This is a genomic window from Pirellulales bacterium (genome assembly GCA_036499395.1).
GTDB lineage: Bacteria > Planctomycetota > Planctomycetia > Pirellulales > JACPPG01 > JACPPG01.
In genome coordinates, this window is the sequence record DASYDW010000063.1 from 207,463 (window position 1) to 228,475 (window position 21,013).

General features: G+C 60.5%; 19 protein-coding genes. 11 read left to right on the plus strand and 8 right to left on the minus strand.

Annotated features, from left to right (window positions below; translation table 11 throughout):
• Nucleotides 1-12: 12 nt before the first annotated feature.
• The 5 genes from VGN12_10145 to VGN12_10165 all read right to left on the minus strand — a co-directional run bounded on the left by VGN12_10145 (nt 13) and on the right by VGN12_10165 (nt 5,536).
• The gene (locus tag VGN12_10145) at nt 13-819 is read right to left on the minus strand and encodes a PEP-CTERM sorting domain-containing protein (protein ID HEY4309799.1); all 807 of its coding nucleotides are present in this window, start codon (nt 817-819) and stop codon (nt 13-15) included.
• 323 nt (nt 820-1,142) lie between these two features.
• The gene (locus VGN12_10150) at nt 1,143-1,649 is read right to left on the minus strand and encodes a methylated-DNA--[protein]-cysteine S-methyltransferase (GenBank protein ID HEY4309800.1); all 507 of its coding nucleotides are present in this window, start codon (nt 1,647-1,649) and stop codon (nt 1,143-1,145) included.
• Nucleotides 1,650-1,724: 75 nt separating this feature from the next.
• Nucleotides 1,725-3,167, minus strand: a complete 1,443-nt coding sequence (locus tag VGN12_10155; protein ID HEY4309801.1) for an AlkA N-terminal domain-containing protein — start codon at nt 3,165-3,167, stop codon at nt 1,725-1,727.
• Nucleotides 3,168-3,281: 114 nt separating this feature from the next.
• Nucleotides 3,282-4,238: a TIM barrel protein gene (locus tag VGN12_10160; protein HEY4309802.1), complete on the minus strand. Its 957-nt coding sequence runs from the start codon at nt 4,236-4,238 to the stop codon at nt 3,282-3,284.
• Nucleotides 4,239-4,411: 173 nt separating this feature from the next.
• Nucleotides 4,412-5,536 (minus strand): hypothetical protein, encoded by a 1,125-nt coding sequence (locus VGN12_10165; protein ID HEY4309803.1) that lies wholly within the window; start codon nt 5,534-5,536, stop codon nt 4,412-4,414.
• A 315-nt stretch (nt 5,537-5,851) separates the two neighbouring features.
• On the opposite strand from VGN12_10165, the gene VGN12_10170 reads away from it, so the two are divergent.
• The 9 genes from VGN12_10170 to VGN12_10210 all read left to right on the plus strand — a co-directional run bounded on the left by VGN12_10170 (nt 5,852) and on the right by VGN12_10210 (nt 13,025).
• Nucleotides 5,852-6,862 carry a sulfate ABC transporter substrate-binding protein gene (locus VGN12_10170; GenBank protein ID HEY4309804.1) on the plus strand — a complete coding sequence of 337 codons (1,011 nt, stop codon included), beginning with the start codon at nt 5,852-5,854 and terminating at the stop codon, nt 6,860-6,862.
• An 85-nt stretch (nt 6,863-6,947) separates the two neighbouring features.
• Nucleotides 6,948-7,772 (plus strand): sulfate ABC transporter permease subunit CysT, encoded by an 825-nt coding sequence (gene cysT / locus VGN12_10175; protein ID HEY4309805.1) that lies wholly within the window; start codon nt 6,948-6,950, stop codon nt 7,770-7,772.
• Nucleotides 7,765-8,814 carry a sulfate ABC transporter permease subunit CysW gene (gene cysW, locus VGN12_10180; GenBank protein HEY4309806.1) on the plus strand — a complete coding sequence of 350 codons (1,050 nt, stop codon included), beginning with the start codon at nt 7,765-7,767 and terminating at the stop codon, nt 8,812-8,814. The genes cysT and cysW overlap by 8 nt, the downstream gene beginning before the upstream one ends.
• Nucleotides 8,811-9,887: a sulfate/molybdate ABC transporter ATP-binding protein gene (locus tag VGN12_10185; protein ID HEY4309807.1), complete on the plus strand. Its 1,077-nt coding sequence runs from the start codon at nt 8,811-8,813 to the stop codon at nt 9,885-9,887. The genes cysW and VGN12_10185 overlap by 4 nt, the downstream gene beginning before the upstream one ends.
• 143 nt (nt 9,888-10,030) lie before the next feature.
• Nucleotides 10,031-10,225, plus strand: a complete 195-nt coding sequence (locus VGN12_10190; protein ID HEY4309808.1) for a YezD family protein — start codon at nt 10,031-10,033, stop codon at nt 10,223-10,225.
• 138 nt (nt 10,226-10,363) lie between these two features.
• Nucleotides 10,364-10,627, plus strand: a complete 264-nt coding sequence (locus VGN12_10195) for a BON domain-containing protein (GenBank protein HEY4309809.1) — start codon at nt 10,364-10,366, stop codon at nt 10,625-10,627.
• A gap of 105 nt (nt 10,628-10,732) precedes the next feature.
• Entirely contained in the window at nt 10,733-11,212 is a 480-nt protein-coding gene (locus tag VGN12_10200) for a hypothetical protein (protein ID HEY4309810.1), read from the plus strand.
• Nucleotides 11,213-11,306: 94 nt separating this feature from the next.
• Entirely contained in the window at nt 11,307-12,443 is a 1,137-nt protein-coding gene (locus tag VGN12_10205) for a DUF1559 domain-containing protein (GenBank protein HEY4309811.1), read from the plus strand.
• 351 nt (nt 12,444-12,794) lie between these two features.
• On the plus strand, nt 12,795-13,025 hold the full coding sequence (locus VGN12_10210) for a hypothetical protein (protein ID HEY4309812.1): 231 nt from the start codon (nt 12,795-12,797) through the stop codon (nt 13,023-13,025).
• Nucleotides 13,026-13,108: 83 nt separating this feature from the next.
• Here the strand turns inward: VGN12_10210 and VGN12_10215 are convergent, their stop codons facing one another.
• Nucleotides 13,109-14,527 (minus strand): DUF1501 domain-containing protein, encoded by a 1,419-nt coding sequence (locus VGN12_10215; GenBank protein ID HEY4309813.1) that lies wholly within the window; start codon nt 14,525-14,527, stop codon nt 13,109-13,111.
• A gap of 247 nt (nt 14,528-14,774) precedes the next feature.
• Between VGN12_10215 and VGN12_10220 the strand changes: the two genes are divergently transcribed.
• Nucleotides 14,775-17,885 (plus strand): hypothetical protein, encoded by a 3,111-nt coding sequence (locus VGN12_10220; protein HEY4309814.1) that lies wholly within the window; start codon nt 14,775-14,777, stop codon nt 17,883-17,885.
• Nucleotides 17,882-19,882 carry a hypothetical protein gene (locus tag VGN12_10225; GenBank protein HEY4309815.1) on the plus strand — a complete coding sequence of 667 codons (2,001 nt, stop codon included), beginning with the start codon at nt 17,882-17,884 and terminating at the stop codon, nt 19,880-19,882. Before VGN12_10220 ends, VGN12_10225 begins: the two co-directional genes overlap by 4 nt.
• A gap of 6 nt (nt 19,883-19,888) precedes the next feature.
• On the opposite strand, the gene VGN12_10230 is transcribed toward VGN12_10225, so the two are convergent.
• Nucleotides 19,889-20,671, minus strand: coding sequence for a PEP-CTERM sorting domain-containing protein (locus VGN12_10230; GenBank protein ID HEY4309816.1), 783 nt, complete (start codon nt 20,669-20,671; stop codon nt 19,889-19,891).
• Nucleotides 20,649-20,885 (minus strand): hypothetical protein, encoded by a 237-nt coding sequence (locus VGN12_10235; GenBank protein HEY4309817.1) that lies wholly within the window; start codon nt 20,883-20,885, stop codon nt 20,649-20,651. The genes VGN12_10230 and VGN12_10235 overlap by 23 nt, the downstream gene beginning before the upstream one ends.
• Nucleotides 20,886-21,013 lie beyond the last annotated feature (128 nt).

Sequence of the window (21,013 nt, forward strand, 5' to 3'; positions counted from 1 at the left end):
TCGGCGTTCTCGTCATGACGTTCTGCAGACGCCAGCTCGTTGCCGTCGCCGCATCCAGACGGCTACGAACGTGCCCGCGAGACCAGCTAAACCCAGGGTAGACGGTTCGGGAACTGCTGATGCAACAACCTGACCTGTTGCGGTACCGTTAAGAAAGATCCCACCACCGATCGGAATCGAAAACGGCACCGAGATCGGAATCGTCAATGTCGTCGGGTTGCCGGAAGATCCCAAAACGAAATTACCCATTCCCGTCGCTACGTCGCCTTGAGACAGCCCGCTGAGCGGCGTCAGTTGATTGGGGATGATCGTGCCCAGCAGCGGTACGTTCCCACCTTGGAGGCCAAACAGCGTCGTGCTCAATCCCGTGATCAAAGAATTGCCCACCAGGTTCACAGGGAACTGGTTGGTCACCACGGAAACCGGGTTGGTGGTTTCCAGGTCAACAGTAGAACTCGAGAGGCTGAAATAGGCAGCGTTTGCAAAGGTGGCTGAGTGAACGACCCCGCCATAGTCGGCTGCATGAGGACTGTTGTTGTTGTAATTCGGCACTGGCGCGGCGGAATTAAAGGCCGCTGGATTGGGTCGAAAATTGCCGGACGTCAAGGCGGTCATCGTCGAACTTCCGGCGATGAACTGCACGGAATTGATCGTTCCGCCTGAAAGACTGCCGCCGATGGTCGTCGAAAAACTGCCCGACACGAAAGCCGTATTTCCCGTCGTCGAGCTCCAAGCTGTCGCCAACGGCGCACCATTCGTGCGGTTCTGTCCGTTGAGGTTGAACGACGCCCCGGAGTACAAGAAATTCGGAATCGCCAAGGTCAGATAGCTGTTCGAGCTATCCACGACGAAATCCACATGCTCGGCACGGGTCGATCCCGCGCCAACGAAGACGCCCAGGACAGCGCCGAGCATGCCGCGCGCGCGCCATGAAGATGTACCACTACTCCCGATCATTAGCTGCCCCTTTACGATGTGTTTAGCGAAGTAGCTCCTTGATCACCATACGCTTGTGGCCCCGTTTCCACGTCGCTTAACTTCTATCGAGGCGGCTCGAATGTCAAGGATTTTTCATCAAATCTGTTGGCTCGGCCGAATGAGTCCGGCGGATATCATGGCACAGTTCTTCAAGACGCGGCTTTTTACGAGACGGCGACAGTCGCGCCGCATTCGGCCCCTTCATGGGCGAGCAACCAGGCCTTCACCGGCAGCCCGCCGCCGTAACCCACATGCTTGCCGCTTGAGCCAATCACGCGGTGACAAGGGATCACCAGGCTGATCGGATTGCGACCATTGGCGGCGCCGACGGCGCGGGCCGCCTTGGGCGAACCGATATATCGCGCCAGTTGACCATAGCTCCAGGTGGTGCCGAACGGGATTTCTAGAAGCGCGTTCCAAACTCGCTTTTCGAATTCGGTACCCATTGGCGCCAGCGGCAGATCGAACTGGTCGCGATCACCGGCAAAATATTCCTCAATCTGTATCGCAGCCTGTTTGCAGATTCGATCGGCAGGCAGATTACTCGGAAAGTCCGGCCGATTCTTGTGCTTGGCCAGATAGATTCCAATCACGGCTGCACCGGCAGACACCACGGTCCACACGCCAACGGGGCACGGAATGTCGATTGAATAACGGTAGCGCTCGTCCATTTTTCCTCCTAAGGTTCCACGCGATTAACGTCTCATGATCTGAAATGTGGCGCGACGTCAAATGGTGGTGGTTAATCAGGAAGTGCGCATCATCCAGGCGTACATCGCGCCATACGCGCGCCAGGGACGCCATGCCTCGGCGGCCAATCGTGCGCGGCGCTCGCTCCCGTCACCAAGGAAACGTTTCAAAATTAGATCTCCCGCTGGAAATGCGTCCGGCCAGCGCAGAGCACGCATCGCAATGTATTGGGCGGTCCAGTCGCCGATTCCTGCAACCTCGGCGAGCGCGACAATCGTCTCTTCGGGCGGAACGCCGGCCGCCAGCGTCAATCTTCGATCGGCGACGACCTTTGCCAGTGCCACGATCGACTGAGCACGTCGCGAAGTCAGCCCAAGCCCGGCCAAGCGAGCAGGTGCTGCGCTCACAAGCGTCTCTGCTGTGGGTGTCAGACGATTCACCCCTGTGAACGGAGTTTCGATCGAGTCGCCGAACGTCGCGGCCAGACGTCCGGAGATGGTCGTTGCCGCGCGCACGCTGTTTTGCTGCCCGACGACTGCTCGCACAGCGACTTCGAATTCATCAAAGCCGCCAGGGACGCGCAGTCCGGGATGACGTCGGACTGCCGCGCGCAGGCGAGCGTCCTTCGCCAGCAGCGCCGCAATCACGTCGGGCCGGGCGTTCAGATCGAACAAGCCGCGCAGCCGTACGATAATTTCAGGTAGCGAACGTAACAGCGACGGGGCAACGTCCACGATCAGCGTGGCCCGATCATGGCGCGGCCGAACGCGCACCCAACCCCGATCTCGCCCGATGCTGACCGTCCGCAGGTACGAATCGTCGATGACCTGCTCGACGCCCGGAATGGCGCGCAGGGCGAGGAAGTCGAGCATTTCGCGCCATGCCAATGGCGGGCGGTACGCCAGCGTCAACGTCAGCGGTTCACCCGTCACGTCGTTGCCATTTTTGCGCCGCATATTGCGCGGCGTCATTCCGTAGGACGACCGCACCAACGCGTTGAAGCGGCGCACACTACTGAAACCGCTGGCCAGTGCGACATCGATCACCGGCAAGCGTGTCTCGGTTAGCAACTGCTTCGCCAAAAGCAACCGTTGCGTTTGCGCTAGCTCCACAGGCGAAGCTCCCAGGAACTGCTTCGTGACACGGCGGAGTTGACGCGAGCTGACGCCGAGTTCGTCGGCCAGTAATTCCAAACTACCGCCGGTCAGCGCACCTGCCTGGATACGGGCCGCAGCGCGCCACGCGGTCTGCTGGGGCGCGTCCATGGGCGCTTGCCCCGGCGCCAGTTCCGGACGACAGCGCAGACAAGGACGAAAGCGGGCCGACTCGGCCGCGGCGGCGCTCGGATAAAACGTGCAATTCACCCGGTACGGCGTGCGTGCCGTGCAGACCGGACGGCAATAGATTTTCGTGGTCTTTACGCCAACGAAAAATAGTCCGTCGAAACGCGGGTCGCGTGCGAGTAATGCCCGATAACAGGAGTCATGGTCGAGATTCATGCCCTCATTGTTACCGTGCCCCGGCCGACAGTCTCGCCATTTTCGGACATCAAAGGCGGAAAATTTTGCCGGACATTTTGCTCTTTGAATGGCCGACTTCGCACGGGCCGTTCGTTACACGTCGCACAGGCGAACGCCGCGGCGCAGCGCGCGGATCTTATCCGCGCCCAGCGGAATATACTCCTGGCCGACGTACCCCTGGTAACCGGTCTCGACGATCGCCTGCATGACGGCCGGGTAGTTGATCTCTTGCATCAGGTCGAGGTCGTTGCGGCCTGGGACGCCGGCCGTGTGGTAATGACCGATGTAATCCTTGTACTGCCGCAATCGCGTGATGACGTCCCCTTGCATGATCTGCGTGTGATAGATGTCGAACAGGATCTTCATGCGCGGCGAGCCGATGCGATCGCACACTTCGACGGCCCATTCCACGCGGTCGCATTGATAGCCTGGATGCCCTTTCATCTCGACGTCAACGCGGGTATTGAGCGGTTCGATGCAGAGATTGACTTTCCGCTTCTCGGCCAGCGGCAGAATCTTCTTCAAGCCGTCGACCGTGTTTTTCATCCCCTCTTCCTCACTAATCCCCTCGCGCATGCCCGAGAAGGTGATGACGCTGGGAAATCCGGCATCGGCCGTGGCTTCGATCGCGGCAGTGAGTATCTCGATGCATTCGGCGTGATACTCGGTGTGATTCAAGCCGCGGACAAACCCGTGGCTGGGAGTCATGGCACAAACGAGCCCGTACTTTTTCAGAATGGGCCAGTCCGTGGGCGCCACGATTTCGACCGACTTCAAACCCATCGCCGCCGCCGCCCGGGCGAGATCCTCGAGCGGCATCGGGTTGAAGCACCACTGCACGACCGACTGCTTAATACGTCCGTTTTCGATTTTCCATTCTGGATCATCGGTGGTGGCCGTGGCAGGCGTTTGCGCTTGAGTGGCAAGCGCCGCGGCTGCCACGCCCGTGGCCGCCGACATCGAAAGCCAGGCCCGCCGCGAGACGCCGGGCGACGGGCGTTGCTGGGCAAAAAGGGACGCCAATCTCGGCAAAGCGTGGGCGCGCGACATGCGATGCAACTCCGAAGCAAGTGAAATGCAAAGACGTGCCGTGGCGTCAACCGTTCAGCCAGCGACCGCCATTCAACCGGCAACCACGGCGCCAAGATAGAACGCGGCGCGCCGCGAAGCAAGAAATGGGCACGCACGAGAGCGCTTTGCCACTTCGCAGGTCTGTCGGTGCGCTACAGATCTTTGCGATAGATCCGGTAGCGTTTGTAGATCTTGCCGCCGACGTCCAGGTCGAACTGGTTGATGTCGCGGTTGTCTTCCAGGTTCCAGCCCAGTTCGAGGAACGCTGACCGTTTGCGTGGATCGCGCAGCACGCGATTGCAATAGTCGAAGGCCACCAGCGGCAGACCCAACTTGCGGTATTGCTCCTTGAAGCCGAATACCGTGCCACGCCAGGCGTGCTTGCGACGGCCAAACAACGCGTACTTCAGCAAACCGACGGGCCCGATGCGGCCATTGAACAGCTTGAGCACTGGATTAATATCCGGCAACACGACCACCAGGCCGGCCGGATCCTCGCCGTGGTAGATGAAGAATATCAGGTCCAGATCGGCAAAGCGGAGCATCATTCGCCCCATTTCGTCGATCTCTTCGTCAGTCATGGGGACGAAGCCCCAGCTGCGCTCCCACGACGCATGGTAAATCTCTTTGATCAGCTTCATCTCGCTGGCAAACTTGCTTTTGTCGGCACAGCGCATCGAGATGTTGTTGCGCTTGACGATCACCTTGGCCAGCCGCTCGGTACGCTCAGCCGGCAGATCGTTAGCTCCGACATAGAACGCGACCAGATCCTTCTCTTTGTGAAATCCGCTGGCCTCGGTCAGTTCGGGATAGTAGGGTAAGTTCCAGGTCATCATGATGACCGGCGGATGCTCGAAACCCTCGATCAGCATGCCGATCTCGTAGTTCGTCGACGGATTCAATGGCCCGCGCACGAACGACATCCCCTTACCACGTGCGAACTTCGTCGCCGCATCAAAAAGCGCGGCCGAGGCCTCGGCATCGTTAAAGCATTCGAAGAAGCCGAACGACGCCATCTGCTCGTTGTGGAAACGGTTGTAATTGTGATCCACAATCGCGGCGATTCGCCCCACGGCCCGCCCATTGCGTAGCGCCAGGAACAGCTCGCGATCCGAGAACTTCCAGAAGGGGTGCTTCTCGGCATCCAGCGTGTGCCGGACCTCGGATTTCAGCGGAGGCACCCAATTCGAGCTGCGCGGGTAAATGGACCAGGGGAGGTCAATAAACTTGCGCAGGCCGGCCTTGTCTTTGACCGCAACGACTTCGATTCCCGCCATCAATCGACTTCCTGAGCTTTGAGGGGCCCCGATCCTACCACATTGCCGGGTGCCGTTGCTGCGATTCGCAGGCCGGATGCCCGTTCGCGGCAAAACCCTGCTGCGAAGGGTGTGCCAGCAGCCTTCTTCGACGGATTTCGCAGGCCCACGCGGGAAAAACAGCGAAGCTCAACTTGACAAACAACAGCGAAATGACGATAGTTATCATCATAATCATATTAGTGATGATTAATGGTTTTTACGCAATCCATTGAAATAAAACGACTTGCGAAAACTCGCATCATCAGACATCGGGCAAAGGAAAGCGTTTCAGTCATGATTAAACGGCATTCGACCCTCGCGATATTGGTTTTGGCCCTGGCCGCTGGTTGCTCGCAACAGGCCGGCGAGGTCGAGTTGCTGCACGTCTCGTACGATCCCACCCGAGAGCTGTTCGAAGCCGTGAATACGGCATTCCTCGGGGAGTACAACAAGCAGAACTCACCGGACCTCACGATTCGCCAATCGCACGGCGGTTCGGCCAGTCAGGCCCGTAGCGTGATCGACGGGCTGGAAGCGGACGTCGTTTCGCTGCCGCTATGGTCCGACGTCGACGCGATTCGCAAGGCGGGGTTGATCGACGCCGACTGGGAGGAGCGCTTCCCCAATAAATCTCTACCGTATTTCTCCACGATCGTTTTCGTGGTCCGCGAAGGGAATCCGAAGCAGGTTAAAGATTGGGCCGACCTCGTTCGAGGCGATATCGAGGTCATCACCCCCAGCCCGAAGACTTCGGGTAACGGCAAGCTGTCGTTCCTGGCCGCATGGGGCAGCGTGCTGCTGCGAGGTGGTTCGAAGGACGACGCGGTGAAGTACGTCACCGAATTGTACAAGCGGGTCCCGGTTCTTGACCCGGGTGCCCGCGGATCAACGACCACCTTTGCACAAAAGGAGATCGGTGACGTGCATCTCACTTGGGAAAACGAAGCCTGGCTGGAAATTCGGGAGTCGGGCAACAAGCTCGAAATCGTTTATCCGCCCATTAGCATTCGCGCCGAACCGAAGGTCGCGCTCGTAGATGCGAACGTCAAGCGTCATAACACCGCCAAGGCGGCCGAAGCGTATCTGAACTTCCTCTACACGCCCGCCGGCCAAGAGATCGTTGCCCAGAACTACTACCGTCCCATTCAAGAGGACGTGTTGGCCAAGCACGCCCAGTCGTTCCCGCCGCTCGAGTTGTTCACCATCGACAAGATCGCACCGGGCTGGTCCGAGGCCATCACCGAGTACTTCGAAGAAGGTGCCGTTTTCGATCAGATCTACGAATCTGCCGTCAAAGGCAAGTAGGTCGACGGCAACGCGTCGAATTTGAGCTTCAAGCAACTTTTCCCCGCAACCTCTCCGGTATCAAGGACGACGTTCGGAACCCGCCATGGCTGACAGCAATCGCAACGTACTGCCAGGTTTTCGCCTGAGCCTTGGGTTCACGATGTTGTACCTGGGGGCGATGGTGCTGTTGCCGCTGGCGGCGTGCGCGATCAAAGCTAGTTCGCTTTCAGCGGGCGAATTCTGGGCGGCGGTCTGGACACCGCGTGCCCGCGCGGCCTACGGCCTGACGATCGGCGCAAGCCTTGTGTCGGCCGTCGTCGATAGCGTGCTCGGGCTGTTGGTGGCCTGGGTGCTGGTGCGGTACGAATTCCCTGGCAAGCGCCTTCTCGACTCGATCGTCGACGTCCCCTTTGCCCTGCCAACGGCAGTTGCTGGGCTGGTTTATTCGAGCTTATATGTCCGCAATGGCTGGCTGGGCAGGTTCCTGGTGCCATTGGGAATCGAGGCTGCTTACACACGCCTGGCCGTGGTGCTGGTGCTGGTATTCATCGGGCTGCCGTTCGTGGTTCGCGCTCTCCAGCCAGTTTTGGAAAGCCTGGAAGCTGAGACCGAGGAAGCGGCCGCGCTCCTAGGCGCGACGCGCTGGCAGACCTTTCGCTGGGTGATTATCCCGCTGGTGCTGCCCGCACTGGTGACAGGTTTTTCGCTGTCACTGGCCCGCGCGCTGGGGGAATACGGTTCGGTGGTCTTCGTTTCGGCGAACAAGCCGTTTCAGACCGAGATTGCGCCAATGCTGATCGTCGCGCGGCTCGAATCGTTTGCTTACAGCGAAGCCACGGCGATCGCGGTGGTGTTGTTGACGATGTCGTTTGCACTCCTGGTCGTAATCAACGTCCTGGAGCGATGGAGCAAGCGGCACTATGCATAACCCCCCGCAATTGTCGAGCATCCGCCAAGGTTCGGCCCGCGCCGATCACCCGGCCCTCCGCTGGACGCTGATCGGCCTGACGTTCGCCGTGATTGGTGTATTAGTAATCATTCCCGTGATCAACGTTTTCGCTCAGGCCTTCTCGGCGGGTTGGACAACCTACTGGCAAAGCCTGTTTGCCGATCGCGATACTCGGCACGCCGTGCTGCTGACCTTGATCGTGGCGCCGATTGCGGTAGGAGTGAACACGGTGTTCGGCGTGGCTGCGGCCTGGGCCATCGCGCGTTTCCGCTTTCCGGGGCGCACGCTGCTGACGACGCTGATCGATCTGCCGTTTTCCGTATCGCCCGTCGTGGCCGGCTTGTCGATCGTGCTGATTTTCGGCTTGCAAGGTTATCTCGGTCCTTGGCTGCGCGAGCATCACATCAAGGTGATCTTCGCCCTGCCGGGCCTGATTCTGGCGACCACCTTCGTCACGCTTCCCTTCGTGGCGCGGGAGTTGATCCCTGTCATGGAAGCGATCGGCTCGGAAGAGGAGGTCGCCGCGGTCAGCCTGGGCGCGAACCCTTGGCAAACCTTCTGGTATATCACGCTGCCAAACATCAAGTGGGGTCTGCTGTATGGCGTTGTATTGTGCAACGCTCGTGCGATGGGCGAGTTTGGCGCGGTGTACGTTGTCTCGGGTCACATCGCGGGACGCACCGACACGATGCCGCTGCGCGTCGAGAAACTTTTCCAGGAATACAACACGCCAGGCTCGTTCGCCGTGGCGAGCGTGCTGACACTGCTGGCCTTGGTAACGCTGGCGGCCAAGGTGGCGCTGGAGCGCAAGACGCGTGCCCAACTGCGCGAAGCCACGGCACCAGCCGACGGCGGTGACGACACAACGATCGCACAACCAATCTCCGTTGCCAGCGGCGCTCCCACATTGGTTGCCAAGCAAAACACACCGCAGCCTCGTTTGATGGTCGAGTTCTCGCGGCGACACAGTGCAGTCTCGCTTCATGCCGCGGCACAACATGCCGCAGGGAGCCAGGGATGAGCATTAAAGTCGACAACGTGAGCAAGCGCTTCGGCAGCTTTCAAGCGCTCGACTCGGTCAACGTCCAAGCCGAGGGAGGAGCGTTGTTGGCGCTGCTCGGTCCCTCGGGCTCGGGCAAGACAACGCTGCTGCGCGTCATTGCGGGGCTGGAAACCGCCGACACTGGGTCGATATTCTACGAGGACGAGGACGTCACGGGCCAATCCGCTCGCGAACGTAACATCGGATTCGTCTTTCAGCATTACGCCCTGTTCCGGCACATGACCGTCTTCGACAACGTGGCCTTCGGCTTGAAGGTGCGCGGCTGGTCGAAGCAAAAGGCGCAGGATCGCGTCCGCGAACTCTTGGCACTGGTAAGACTCGATGCGCTTGAACGCCGCTTTCCGTCGCAGCTCTCAGGCGGGCAACGGCAGCGCGTGGCGCTGGTGCGGGCCCTGGCCATCGAGCCGAAGGTGCTGCTGCTGGACGAGCCGTTCGGCGCGCTCGACGCCAAGGTGCGTCAAGAACTGCGGCAATGGCTGCGCCGACTGCACGACGAGATTCGCGTGACCAGTATCTTTGTGACGCACGACCAGGAAGAAGCGTTCGAGGTGGCCGACAAAGTTGTCGTCATGCACGGCGGTCGCGTCGAGCAGGAAGGGACGCCTGAGGAAGTCTTCGAGCATCCGGCCAACGCCTTCGTCATGGACTTCTTAGGAAACGTAAACGTCTTTCACGGCCGGCTGCAAAGTGGGCGCGCCCACGCGGGCGGGTTGGAGTTGGAATACCCCGACTATCCGCACGACCAGGCAGTACCGGCCACGCTTTATGTACGACCGCACGAGCTGGATCTGGACCGCACGGCCGAAGGGCCGGGCAGTTTGCGCGTGCGTGTCGATCGGGTGAATGCCGCTGGCAGCGTCGCCAAGGTGTTTGTGCACTCGCAGGAATTCGGCGTGGGTATGCACGTCGAGCTGAGCGCCGAACGCTATGCCGAATTGAATTTTCGGCCCGGTGATTTGCTGTACGTATCGCCGCGGCGCGTGCGGGTCTTCGTCCCTGAAGGCGCGGACCTCCCCGACTTTGTGATCTAGCTTGCGCATGATGTGGCTAAGAGAAAAGGAAGCTTCCATGTACCTTTGTTGTCGGTAAGCATCGCAACTCCAAGCGTTCGGCGCGCTGTGAAGGCGCAGCCGAATTACAGACAAACATGGCAAAGTGTGCGGGAGTCGTCTTTATGGACGAACAACACAGAATCGACACAACAACGATCACGGCGCGCCCCGATGCGCGCATCGACCAGGTATTAAGCCAGGTGCGCCAGGCTTTGGCAGGTTTGCAATACGGACAAATCGCGATCACGGTCCAGGATGGGGTGGTGATTCAAATCGAGCGAGTCGAACGGGTGCGCCTCGGTCGTGGATCGAAATAAGTACTAGCCCCATCACGACGACCAAACAAATAACGAATCGGCAAAGGCCAGCCATGCTTCACGAATACTGTAGACCGCAACTCCTTGTTTCCGATGTGGCCCAACAACCCATCAATCACGAATCAGGAATTGCGGAACATGATCCAGATCAACGGAGAGTTCGACGAATATTTCGACCAGCACCGCGACGGAGTGATCGAGCAGCAAGTTAGGGCTTTTTTGAACGGGCACCATGTACCGTCGCTGCGGCGACTGGTGGTGTCCGTCGTTGCGGGAACGGTCACTTTGCAGGGAAATCTCAGGACGTTCTATGAGAAGCAATTGTCGCACCAATGCCTGCGGCGCATCGCGGGCGTGCGGCGATTAGTCGACCATACGGTTGTACGCGACCGGACAGCGTAACCATTCGAAGACTACAGGGTGATCGGTCGAACATACGGGGAGTCGGGCAGAACGTGGCCTGAATGGACCACCATAGCACCGTTAGCAAACGGGGAGATCTAAACCATGTTGAAAGCCGAGTCGTTGTTTTCAGAGACTGCGCGCCCGCGACGGGGTGCATGGTCCTCGTTCGCCTGCGGCACCGTCGGCCTTGTGCTGATGGCGACCGCCGTCGGCTGCGGACAATCCGGACCGCCGCGTGCGACTGTCTATCCCGTGCAGGGGAAAGTCGAGCTGAATGGCAAGCCCACGGCCGGCGCGGTCGTGATCTTGCATCCTAAAGAGGGTTCGACGGCCCCGGCGGCACGGGCCGAAGTGAAGTCCGACGGTAGTTTTGCAGCGGGCACCTATGGCGCGACTGACGGCGCCGCCGAAGGGGATTACGTCGTTACGGTCGAGTGGTTCAAGCCCGTCCTGAAGAACGACGACTACGTGATGGGACCGAACCTGGTTCCCAAGAAATACAGCGCGCCGCAGACGTCACAAATCGAAGTGCATGTCGCCGCGCAAACGAACGAGTTGCCGACGATCAAGTTGAAGCGATAAGTGTGCCCGCGGCAGGCGAAAACCGCCTACGCTGCTGACGTCGCGCTTATCGTAATTCCAACACCACTAACTCACGACACGGAGAAAACTAAAAATGACACAAAGCATCACGGCACGCAGTACCAGGGCACGAAATAAGCACGCACAACCGCAGGGATTCACGCTGGTGGAATTGTTGGTGGTAATCGCCATCATCGGCATTTTGATCGGCTTACTGTTGCCGGCCGTGCAGGCCGCGCGCGAGGCGGCTCGCCGCACGCAATGCACCAACAACCTCAAGCAGTTGGGACTGGCGATTACGAATTTCGCTGACACCAAGGGCTATCTTCCCACCGCGATCCGGCCCCCCGTCGGCGCGCGTCTGGCCCTCTACACCGTGGTGCTGCCGTACATGGAAGGGGGTAACCTGATCGCGAACTACGACATCACGAAGAACTGGGACGATCAGAGCACGTTAGCGCCGGCCAATAACCTCACGGTGGCGATGCAGATCGTGCCGAACCTGAATTGCCCCTCGACCGGCGCGGATATGGATCGTTGGGATTCGGATCCCCAGGCGTCGTCGCTGTCGACCGGATACGGCACCGGCAGCCCAACCCAGGTGCGAGTCATGTGCTCCGACTACGGCGCGACGACGGGCGTTGCGACGCAATTGGCTACCCCGCCGTCTGGCCCCGCGCTCGTGCAGTACGCCGGGCCGGGCATGATGCCGCAGGTCGATCCAACCTTGACCACGCTCCCTGCCACCAATGGTCAGCAGAAACTTTCGCCGAAGCTGTCCGATGTGACCGATGGCTTGTCGAATACGATTGCCATGGCCGAATCCGCCGGTCGTCCGTTCGTTTACCGTAAGAACGGTTTGTTGAATGCGGATCAATTGGTTAACCGCGTCAACGGTGGCGGTTGGGCACGAGCCGCGAACGATTTCGCAATCGAAGGCTCGAACCCCGACGGCACGTTCCCCAGCACGCTCTCGGCAACATCTCCGCCCTTCGGAACCTGCGGGATCAACTGCACGAACGGGCAGGACATCGGCACGATTAATGGCGGTGCCACGCCGTGGCCTTACTACAACACGGAAGGAACGGGCGAGGTTTACTCGTTCCATACCTCGGGCGCAAACGCCTTGTTTGGCGATGGCTCGGTGCATTTCCTCAATCAGTCGCTGCCAATCAACGTCTTGGCCGCGCTGGTAACACGCGGTCAGGGTGAACCGGCGCCGTCCTACTAAAACGCGATGTCGCCCATTGAGAGAAGCAAAAGCCCCGGGCCATTGTGGTCCGGGGTTTTTTATTTCGCCTGGCGCAACGCGCCGCTCGGAGGGCGAAAAGCCAGCCGCTTTGCGGTGCGGCAGTGGCACAAGAGGCCTCTCCGACCGGGGTTCCGCTCTGGCAAGAAAGGTTCGGTTTAACGTCTTTATCGGGAAGGCGCTCAAAGCGAGGGGAAAACCTGAAAAACTGCCGACGCTATTATTGAAAGCATGATAAATTTACGATATATAGTATGTTTATCAGTTTAGTGTTCATTCGGCAGTTCCCGACAGCGATAACCGCATCGAGAACCAGAGGAGGACACCCCTGCAATGGCCGTAAATCGTTTGACGCAAATATTTTCGGATCCCACTAACGAAACTCCATCTCAGCCTCATGGCATTCCGGTCGGCTTCACGCTGTGTCCGATCTTCATCATCCAGTTCCAAGGCCAGCAGCAACTGAACTCGCTGCAAGAGCTGTATCGCCAGGCGTATGAGCAGGCCCAGGCGAAAGCCCGGTTGAGCCGCCTGGAGAAGCGGTTCTTTTCGATTTGGAACTAGGCGGGGCGATCGTCTGTCGACGGTAGGGCTAGTCGTCGGCCGACAGGGGTAGAACGATGCCCCGCGGCGGTGTCTGATTCCCCTCACACGAGCAATCGGCGGATCGGCGTGCCCGGACAGATGGTCATGGGCCGCCCCTGCTGATCGTGCAGCAGGCCGTGCGGATCGACCCCCAACGCGTGATAAACGGTCGCCACCAAATCGACCGGCGCCACGGGGTCGAGCGCCGGATAGGCGGCGTGCTTGTCAGACGCCCCGTAGACCTGCCCGCCACGAATGCCTCCGCCAGCAAGCACCGTCGAAAAGCAGCCAGGCCAGTGATCACGGCCATCTCTTCCGGCGCCGGCGTCGCTATTCCGCTGGCCGATGCGTGGCGTTCGCCCGAATTCACCCGTCCATACGACCAGCGTCTCGTCGAGCAAGCCGCGCGACGCGAGATCATCTACTAGCGCCGAAAAGGCCTGGTCGGCCGGCGGCATCAATCGCTCGCGCAGATCGACAAAGTTGCGGTTGTGCGTGTCCCAATAGACGCTGACGTTCTTCTGACCGTCGTTCGGCCAGAACACGGTTACCAGCGGAACACCGCGTTCGACCAGGCGGCGGGCTTGCAGCACGCTCTGGCCGTGTGGGTGACGACCATAGCGATCTCGAAGTTCCGGCGCTTCGCGCTCCAGATCGAAGGCGTCACCGCCAGTAGTGGAATCCAGCAGTTCGAACGCCTTACGATAATGACCGTCTTGCACGCCGAGCGCTTCGTCGCTTTCTAAACGTCGTCGCAGCGTTTGATTCAATTCCCCCAGTAATCGGCGCCGTTCGTCGAAACGGCTCACCGAGATTTCCGGCGGCAATTCGAAATCGCCCACCCGATAGCCGGCCCGACTCGGATCAGCGTCGATCGTCAGCGGGTCATAGGTTTGGCCCAGCCAACCGGCGAATTGGCCGTGGCTCTGTTCGACGAATCGGGGCACCTCATTTTCCAATTTGGGCCGCATCGAGATGAATGGCGGCAGCGGCCCCCGCCCTCGCCCAAGCCGAGCCAGCACGGCGCCAATGTGCGGCCAGTCGCTGCGAAACTTGTTGTCGGTCGGCGGTGGTGCTCCGGTCAGCAGGAAGGACGTCGCTGTGGTGTGATCGACATTCGTGTGCGTCATCGAGCGAACGATGGCCAGCTTATCCGTGCGCAGGGCAAGCTGCGGAAAATGCTCGCTGATTTCGATGCCGGGCACGCGGGTCGCGATCGGCCGGAACTCGCCGCGGATTTCGGCCGGTGCCTCGGGCTTTAGATCCCACGTCTCCTGCTGGGCCGGCCCGCCCCACATGAAGAGCAGGATGCAGCTTTTGGCCCTGCCAAACGTGGCGTCGCTCACCGGCTCGGCCATTGCGCGCCCTGCGAGCAGCTTCGGCAGCGAGAGCCCCAGCAACCCCAGGCTGCCAGCGCGCAACACCTCGCGACGAGTCGGACGGACCGCGGCCAGATAATCAGGGCAAGCAGCCGGCTTCATGGCGTGACACGTGGCGAGCGATGTTAAGCGGTGCGTTATCGTTTTCGCCCTTGATCTTAGCCGCAAGCCGGCCAGGCTCAAAAGTCACCGGCCGTTTTTTCGGGGCAAAAGTCCCCCTTTTCGCACGGTTTATTTCACTCCCGCCCCAGCGTAGACTGGGACTCGACTCAGATTCGTTCCCTCCCCTTGCCGCTGGCGGTCACCGCCACCTGCCCCCGATCCCTCCTTGCGCCCAGACTATCTCTCGATGAGCATCTATCGACTTTCTACCGCCCGGGGTGAAACGCACCGGATCGGTCATACGGCCCGTTGGCGGACGTGCTGGCTGTTCGCGCCCTTCACGGTTGCGATCCTGTCGCTTACGGCGTGCGCGCAGGGGGCTGACGACGACGATGCCATAGCGGTGCGTGTGCCAGGGTTGCTGGCCACCTACGCGCATCCGGCATCGGGCGTGGAATTCACGCGCTACGAGGCCGCCCCAGCGATTCTCTTGGCCGCGGCCGAATCTCCTGATCCGCGTCTGCCTGCCACGGGCTGGCACGTTACCTACAGCGGCGTGATTGAGATCCTGCGGCCCGGCGACTATCGCTTCGACGCCGTCGCTAACGGGAAATTATCGGTATCGATTGCCGGTCGGCCGGTCGCGCTTCGTACGACAAACGACCAGCACGAATCCGCCGACGCCTCGCCCGCCGTGCCGCTGGAGCTGGGCCTGCAACCGTTTGAATTGACTTTCGAACCATCGCCGAATGACGCGGCGCGGTTGCAAATCTATTGGAAGTCCGAAAGCTTCGAACCCGAACCACTGCCGTCACGAGCCTTGGGTCACGAAACGAGTGCGCCCACGCCGAGCGATACCTTCCGCCAAGCGCGGTTGTCGATCGAGGACCACAATTGCATCGCCTGTCACCGCGCAAACGAACAACTGCCGTTGTCGGCGCAAATCGGAAAACGGCCGGCGCCGCGACTGACGGGCGCCGGCGCTCGTTTGAAGGCTGGTTGGATTTATCACTGGCTGGCCGATCCCGCCGCGCTACGCACCGAGGCCGTGATGCCGCGTCTCTTTGCGGCCGCTCAGCATGGCGACGTCGAACGTTACGCGGTCGCGACTTATCTGGCCGGACAGAATGGACCGATCGCGATTGTTCCTGATGCACCGACGGACGTAATTCATCAATCGGCGGCCGAGGGCGCGCAACTGTTCCAGCGTATCGGTTGCGCGGTCTGCCATGAAAAGCAGGGAGAGCGCCCGGCCCGGGTTACGTTGCGAGCGCTCGCTCAAAAAACAACGCCCGAGGCGATCGAGGCTTTTTTGCAAAAGCCCGACGCGGTGGCGCCCGCGGGCCGGATGCCGACCTTTGTGCTGGGGAAGCTGGCGAAACGGCAATTGGCGATGTACTTGATCTCGCACGACGCAGAAAAGTCTTCGCCCCTCGAGTTGCCCGCCGCGCCAACGGCCGACGCGGTACAAGCGGCATACGCCGCGATCGCACCCGATGCCGCCGTGCAGGCAACGTTCGCCAAACTTTCGGCGGACGAGCAACTCACCGCCTTGGGTCGGCAAGTCATGCGTTCGCGCAATTGCGCTGCCTGTCATGAGTTCAAACAAGCGGACGAGAAGAGTCTTTGGGAACCGGCGGCCAGCCGGCATGATTTCCTGGCAATCGCGAAACAGCCGGCAGGCGGGTGCATGACCGACGATGGCGCTACGGCCGATCGCGGCATACCGCGGTTTGGTGCATCGCTCGATCGGAAGCTCGTTACAACATTCCTGCACGACGCGATTTCCGCTCCGGCGACGAGGGCGCCGGCCGATGATGCCGCGCTCGCGCTGGCCAAATTCAATTGCACGGCCTGCCACGAACGGGACGGACTCGCGGGCTTGACCCCCGAATACATCAATCGACTCGGCAGCGGCGAAGATGCCGCGAGCGAACTGGTAACGCCCCCTTCGCTCACACAGGTCACGGCCAAGCTCACTGAAAGAGCGCTGCGTGGCGTGCTCGAAGCGGACGAGCGCTCGCGCCCCTGGATGTCGTTGCAGATGCCGCAGTTCGGCAAAGCGCGATTATCAACACTGCCGCCGCAGCTTGCGGCACTTGATGCCACGGTGCTAACCGACGAGGCGAAGGAGCGTTCGACGCCGAAAGAACCCTCGGCCGATGAACAGGCGGACACGCCGCTAGCCGAAGCCGGGCGCACGCTCGTGGGAAGCCGGGGCTTCGGCTGTACAAAATGCCATGACATGCTGGGCGTTCCTTCGTCCGGCACTCGCGGTCCGGATTTGGCAAACGTCACAGCCCGGGTTCGGCATCCCTGGTATTTGCGCTGGATGCACGATCCGCAACGGATCCAGGCCGGCACGCGCATGCCGACCGTCTTCTTGAATGGCGAAAGCCCTTACAAGGATATTCTTGCCGGCGATCCGGCGCGGCAGCGCGAAGCGATCTGGAGTTACCTGGCGCTGGCCAAGTCGTTGCCGCCCCCGGAAGGTCTCGAAGAGAAGAAGCTGCAAACGCTCGCCGCGGATAATTTCCCCGTCGTGATTCGCACCTTCTTGCCGGGCACCACACCACGAGGCCTAGCGATCCGCTATCCGAACGAAGTCCATGCGGCCTTTGATGCCCAGATGGCCCGCGTGGCTTTCGCCTGGAGCGGCGAGTTTCTGGACCTGGGCCCCGTTTGGAATGGCCGCGGCGGCCATCAGGCACGGATCCTGGGAAAAATCTTCTGGTCGGCGCCGCCGGGCTGCCCGTGGGACATCGTGTCAACGGACACGGCACCACCAACATTCGCCGGACGCGCTGATGACCCGATCTGGGGCGCGCTGGTGAAAGACAGCAAGCTCCATCCTTCCAAAATCTCATTGGCCGGTTACCGCGTCGACAACGCCGGGCCAACGCTGCGGTACAACATCGCCCTGGACGGTGGCGAACGGGCGGCTGTGTCTGAGCGGTTGACAACAACGCGTAAACCCACGGCCGAGAGTCTCGTGCGTGAGCTGAGAATCGCGGCTCCAGCGACGACCAACGTCTGGCTGTTTGCGTCTGAATCCGAGACCGCGCCGCAATCGATCACGGCACAGAATTCCGCGGCCTTGCAAGACGGCGAAGAACGTGCTGCCGATCAAGGTGCCATTCGCATCGAGCAGGATGGCCACCCGATCCTGTTGCATTTGCGTTCATCGACCGGCGGCGCGCAGTGGATCGCGCAGAAATCGTCAGAGCGATGGCATTTATTGCTCAAACTAACGCCGCCGTCGCAAGCGGCAGAACGAACGGCGACGCTATCGATCTCGCGCGCTCCGGACGGAGAGCCTGATGCGTGGCAACGACTCGTGGCAGAGGAATTGAAATGAAGACCGTTCTGACGCGCTTTACCGTAACCATTGCCATGTCGCTTGCCGCCGTCGGTGCATCGCTACAGCCAGCCCGCGCGCAGGATGATTTGGTCTATGTCAAAAAAGATACGCGCGACACCACGCGTCAGGCTTCGCTCGCGGCTAGCGGCGCTATACGCTGGCCCATCACCTGGCAAATCATCGGTCCTTTCGACAATGCCGATGGCAGCGGGCTCGATAAGGTTTATCCTCCTGAGCAAGAGATCAAACTCGACGCGACCTACGAAGGCAAAGGAGAGCAAGCCCGCTGGCGCGGCGTAAATCTGCGCGATGGGCTGCGCGTGAGCCTGGCGAAGTTCAAAACTTCGGACGACTGCCTGTGCTACCTGTATCGCAAGGTAGAAAGCCCGAAGGCGATGCAGGTCCAGGTTTCGATCGGCAGCGAGAACCAGGTCGTCGGCTGGCTGAACGGCAAGCCGCTGATGTTCACCGGCGCCGGGACACGATTGGCCCTGGAGCAAGACACCGCCTCGCTCGACCTGCGCGAGGGCACGAACGAGCTGTTGTTAAAGGTCGCGCATCGCAAGGACAAGTGGAATTTCTACTTCAATCCTCTGGTCTCCGCGCGCTTTCAAGTCAAGCTCGATCGCCTGCTGGATCGCGACTTCCCCACCAAGGGCGAGGCCGAACACTACCGCATCGAGAGCCTGCCGCTTGCGCCTGATACGTTGATCGAAGTCGGCGGCATGGCGTTTCGGCCGGACGGAAAACTCTACGTTGCCACGCGACGCGGCGATGTATGGCTGGTCTCCAACCCCACCGCCGAAGACGTCGATCAAATCAGTTGGAAGCGTTTCGCCGTCGGACTGCACGAGCCGCTGGGCATCCTGGCCGAAGGGAATCATTCACTGTACGTCGTGCAGCGTCCCGAGATGACCGTCCTGCGCGATACGAACGACGACGACGTCGCCGACGATTACGACACGGTCTGCGACGGATTCGGCATCTCGGGCAACTATCATGAGTTTGCGTACGGCCCGGTGCGCAAAGGTACAGGCGATTTCTTCGCCACGCTGAACTTGGGCTTCAGCCCTCCTTTGTCCGAGGTCCCGTTCCGCGGCTGCGTCGTGAAAATTGCGCGCGACGGGCAGATCGCACCGTGGGCTTTTGGCTTGCGTAGCCCTAACGGGGTGACCTACGATCCGGCCGGCCGGCTGTTCTATACGGACAATCAGGGGGAATACATTCCCGTTTGCAAATTGCAGGAAGTTCGCCCGGGCGAGTTCTATGGACACAAGGCCAGCCTGCCGTGGATGCCGAACGTGCCCGCTGGCGAGACGCCCGAAGTGATCCAGCCCGCGATCTGGTTTCCATTCTCGGTATCGCGTTCGGCGGCCGAGCCTGTGTGGGATACGACCGCAGGACGCTTCGGCCCGTTCGCCGGACAGTGCCTGGTGGCCGAAATGACCAATTCGCTGATCATGCGATGTGCGCTGGAAGAGGTGAAAGGGCGACTGCAAGGCGCCTGCTTCGGCTTCCGCAGTGGTTTTCAATCGGGCGTGAATCGATTGGCGTTTGCCCCGGATGGCACGCTGTTCGTCGGCGAAACCAATCGCGGTTGGGGATCGCTCGGCGGACAAACTCATGGCGTGCAGCGCGTACTGTACACGGGCAACGTGCCGTTCGAGATTCTTTCGATGAACATCACGCCCGAGGGCTGGGACCTGAAGTTCACCCGTCCGATTGATAAGGAACAAGCGGCGCAGCTCGACCGTTGGTTTCTCGAGTCGTACACGTACCATTACTGGGACACGTACGGCTCGCCCGAAATCGAGCGGCGCGAGAACAAGATCGCCGCGGTGCAGGTTTCCGACGACGGCCTGTCGGCCCGGATTCTGGTCTCCGAGCGCGACAAGCGTCGTGTGTATCACCTGCAGTTGAAAAACATCCCCTCAGCGGACGGAGCCAAGCTGCTCCATCCGGACGCGTATTACACGCTAAACGAGCTACCTTAAGCGACGCTAACGGATACCGCGCCGGCGCAGGGCCATCAGCCCCGCGACGCCGACGATCAACATTATGGCACTCGTCGGCTCTGGCACGCGCGTATAAAGCGCGAAGGCCAAATCCTTTGAGAATGTGTCGATGCCCGGCACCTGTCCCGGCACACTGGCCGGCCCGTCGAACGGCGCAACGTAGTTCTGCGGCGTTCCGAGTTGCTGAAAGACCAGGCCGGAATCAATCGGCCCCGGGACCGGCGTCGTGAATGGCTGTAAATTCATCGCGCCTGCTACGGCGTCATCTTGAAAGTGATTCACGGTCAGCCCCGAGGGCAAGACGCCCGCGACATGCTCGCCTGGCGAAACGGCCGGCGGACCCGACGCCAACGCATTCGGTATCGACCAATCCCGATCGTGCCAGCCCCAGGAGATCTGACCATCGGTCGATGGGTTGACGATCGCCACGATCTTCAGCCAATAGACGGTATTGGCTTGCTCGGCAAACGGAACCTTCAATTCGGAATTGTATTGATAAAGTGTGTTGCCGTCGGGACTGCCAGGATTGGGTATCGCCGCTTCGGTGAAGGTTCCTGATGCCGGCGCGAGCGCACCAAGCGTCACGATTTGCGACGAAAGCACCTGCCCTGGATGGCTGAAATTGCCATTCGGGCCGGCGGGAACATCCGACTCGAACGAGATCAGGAATTCCTTGACGCCGGTGCCCGTAAATCCTTGCAGATACGATCCCCACCACTGGACATGGACGACCGGTGTATTGAACTTATCGGCGAAATCGTCCGCCATGTACTCGCCTGAGTAACCCAGGGGCGACACTACTCGGATAGATCGTGCTGACTTCGTCATGCCCCGGGAAACCGCCGCCGGCGGCATTCGCTACCAGTGGCAGGTTTTGAAATTTCAATGTTTCGCCGGGCAGAGGATCCGCCTTGACGATCAGATTCGATAGCGACAAGAAAGCGACCAGGACTAGCGTCAGTGAGAGTGCCTGCGACTTCATGATCAGTACCCCTTGTGAGAAACGCATGGTGTTTGCGACCCGCGGACGAACCGTCGCGGCTGAATAGCCGCGCCATGCGGCGCAAGGGAGAAGTCTTCGCGGAAACCAACTAGTGGGCCGGCGCGTGG

Coding starts and splice junctions, on each gene's coding strand:
- VGN12_10220 (HEY4309814.1), top strand. CDS start 14,775: ATGAGCATCTATCGACTTTCTACCGCCCGGGGTGAAACGCACCGGATC.
- VGN12_10185 (HEY4309807.1), top strand. CDS start 8,811: ATGAGCATTAAAGTCGACAACGTGAGCAAGCGCTTCGGCAGCTTTCAA.
- VGN12_10150 (HEY4309800.1), bottom strand. CDS start 1,649: ATGGACGAGCGCTACCGTTATTCAATCGACATTCCGTGCCCCGTTGGC.
- VGN12_10225 (HEY4309815.1), top strand. CDS start 17,882: ATGAAGACCGTTCTGACGCGCTTTACCGTAACCATTGCCATGTCGCTT.
- VGN12_10215 (HEY4309813.1), bottom strand. CDS start 14,527: ATGAAGCCGGCTGCTTGCCCTGATTATCTGGCCGCGGTCCGTCCGACT.
- VGN12_10205 (HEY4309811.1), top strand. CDS start 11,307: ATGACACAAAGCATCACGGCACGCAGTACCAGGGCACGAAATAAGCAC.
- VGN12_10210 (HEY4309812.1), top strand. CDS start 12,795: ATGGCCGTAAATCGTTTGACGCAAATATTTTCGGATCCCACTAACGAA.
- VGN12_10165 (HEY4309803.1), bottom strand. CDS start 5,536: ATGGCGGGAATCGAAGTCGTTGCGGTCAAAGACAAGGCCGGCCTGCGC.
- VGN12_10230 (HEY4309816.1), bottom strand. CDS start 20,671: ATGGCGGACGATTTCGCCGATAAGTTCAATACACCGGTCGTCCATGTC.
- VGN12_10195 (HEY4309809.1), top strand. CDS start 10,364: ATGATCCAGATCAACGGAGAGTTCGACGAATATTTCGACCAGCACCGC.
- VGN12_10160 (HEY4309802.1), bottom strand. CDS start 4,238: ATGTCGCGCGCCCACGCTTTGCCGAGATTGGCGTCCCTTTTTGCCCAG.
- VGN12_10235 (HEY4309817.1), bottom strand. CDS start 20,885: ATGAAGTCGCAGGCACTCTCACTGACGCTAGTCCTGGTCGCTTTCTTG.
- VGN12_10155 (HEY4309801.1), bottom strand. CDS start 3,167: ATGAATCTCGACCATGACTCCTGTTATCGGGCATTACTCGCACGCGAC.
- cysT (HEY4309805.1), top strand. CDS start 6,948: ATGGCTGACAGCAATCGCAACGTACTGCCAGGTTTTCGCCTGAGCCTT.
- VGN12_10200 (HEY4309810.1), top strand. CDS start 10,733: ATGTTGAAAGCCGAGTCGTTGTTTTCAGAGACTGCGCGCCCGCGACGG.
- VGN12_10190 (HEY4309808.1), top strand. CDS start 10,031: ATGGACGAACAACACAGAATCGACACAACAACGATCACGGCGCGCCCC.
- cysW (HEY4309806.1), top strand. CDS start 7,765: ATGCATAACCCCCCGCAATTGTCGAGCATCCGCCAAGGTTCGGCCCGC.
- VGN12_10170 (HEY4309804.1), top strand. CDS start 5,852: ATGATTAAACGGCATTCGACCCTCGCGATATTGGTTTTGGCCCTGGCC.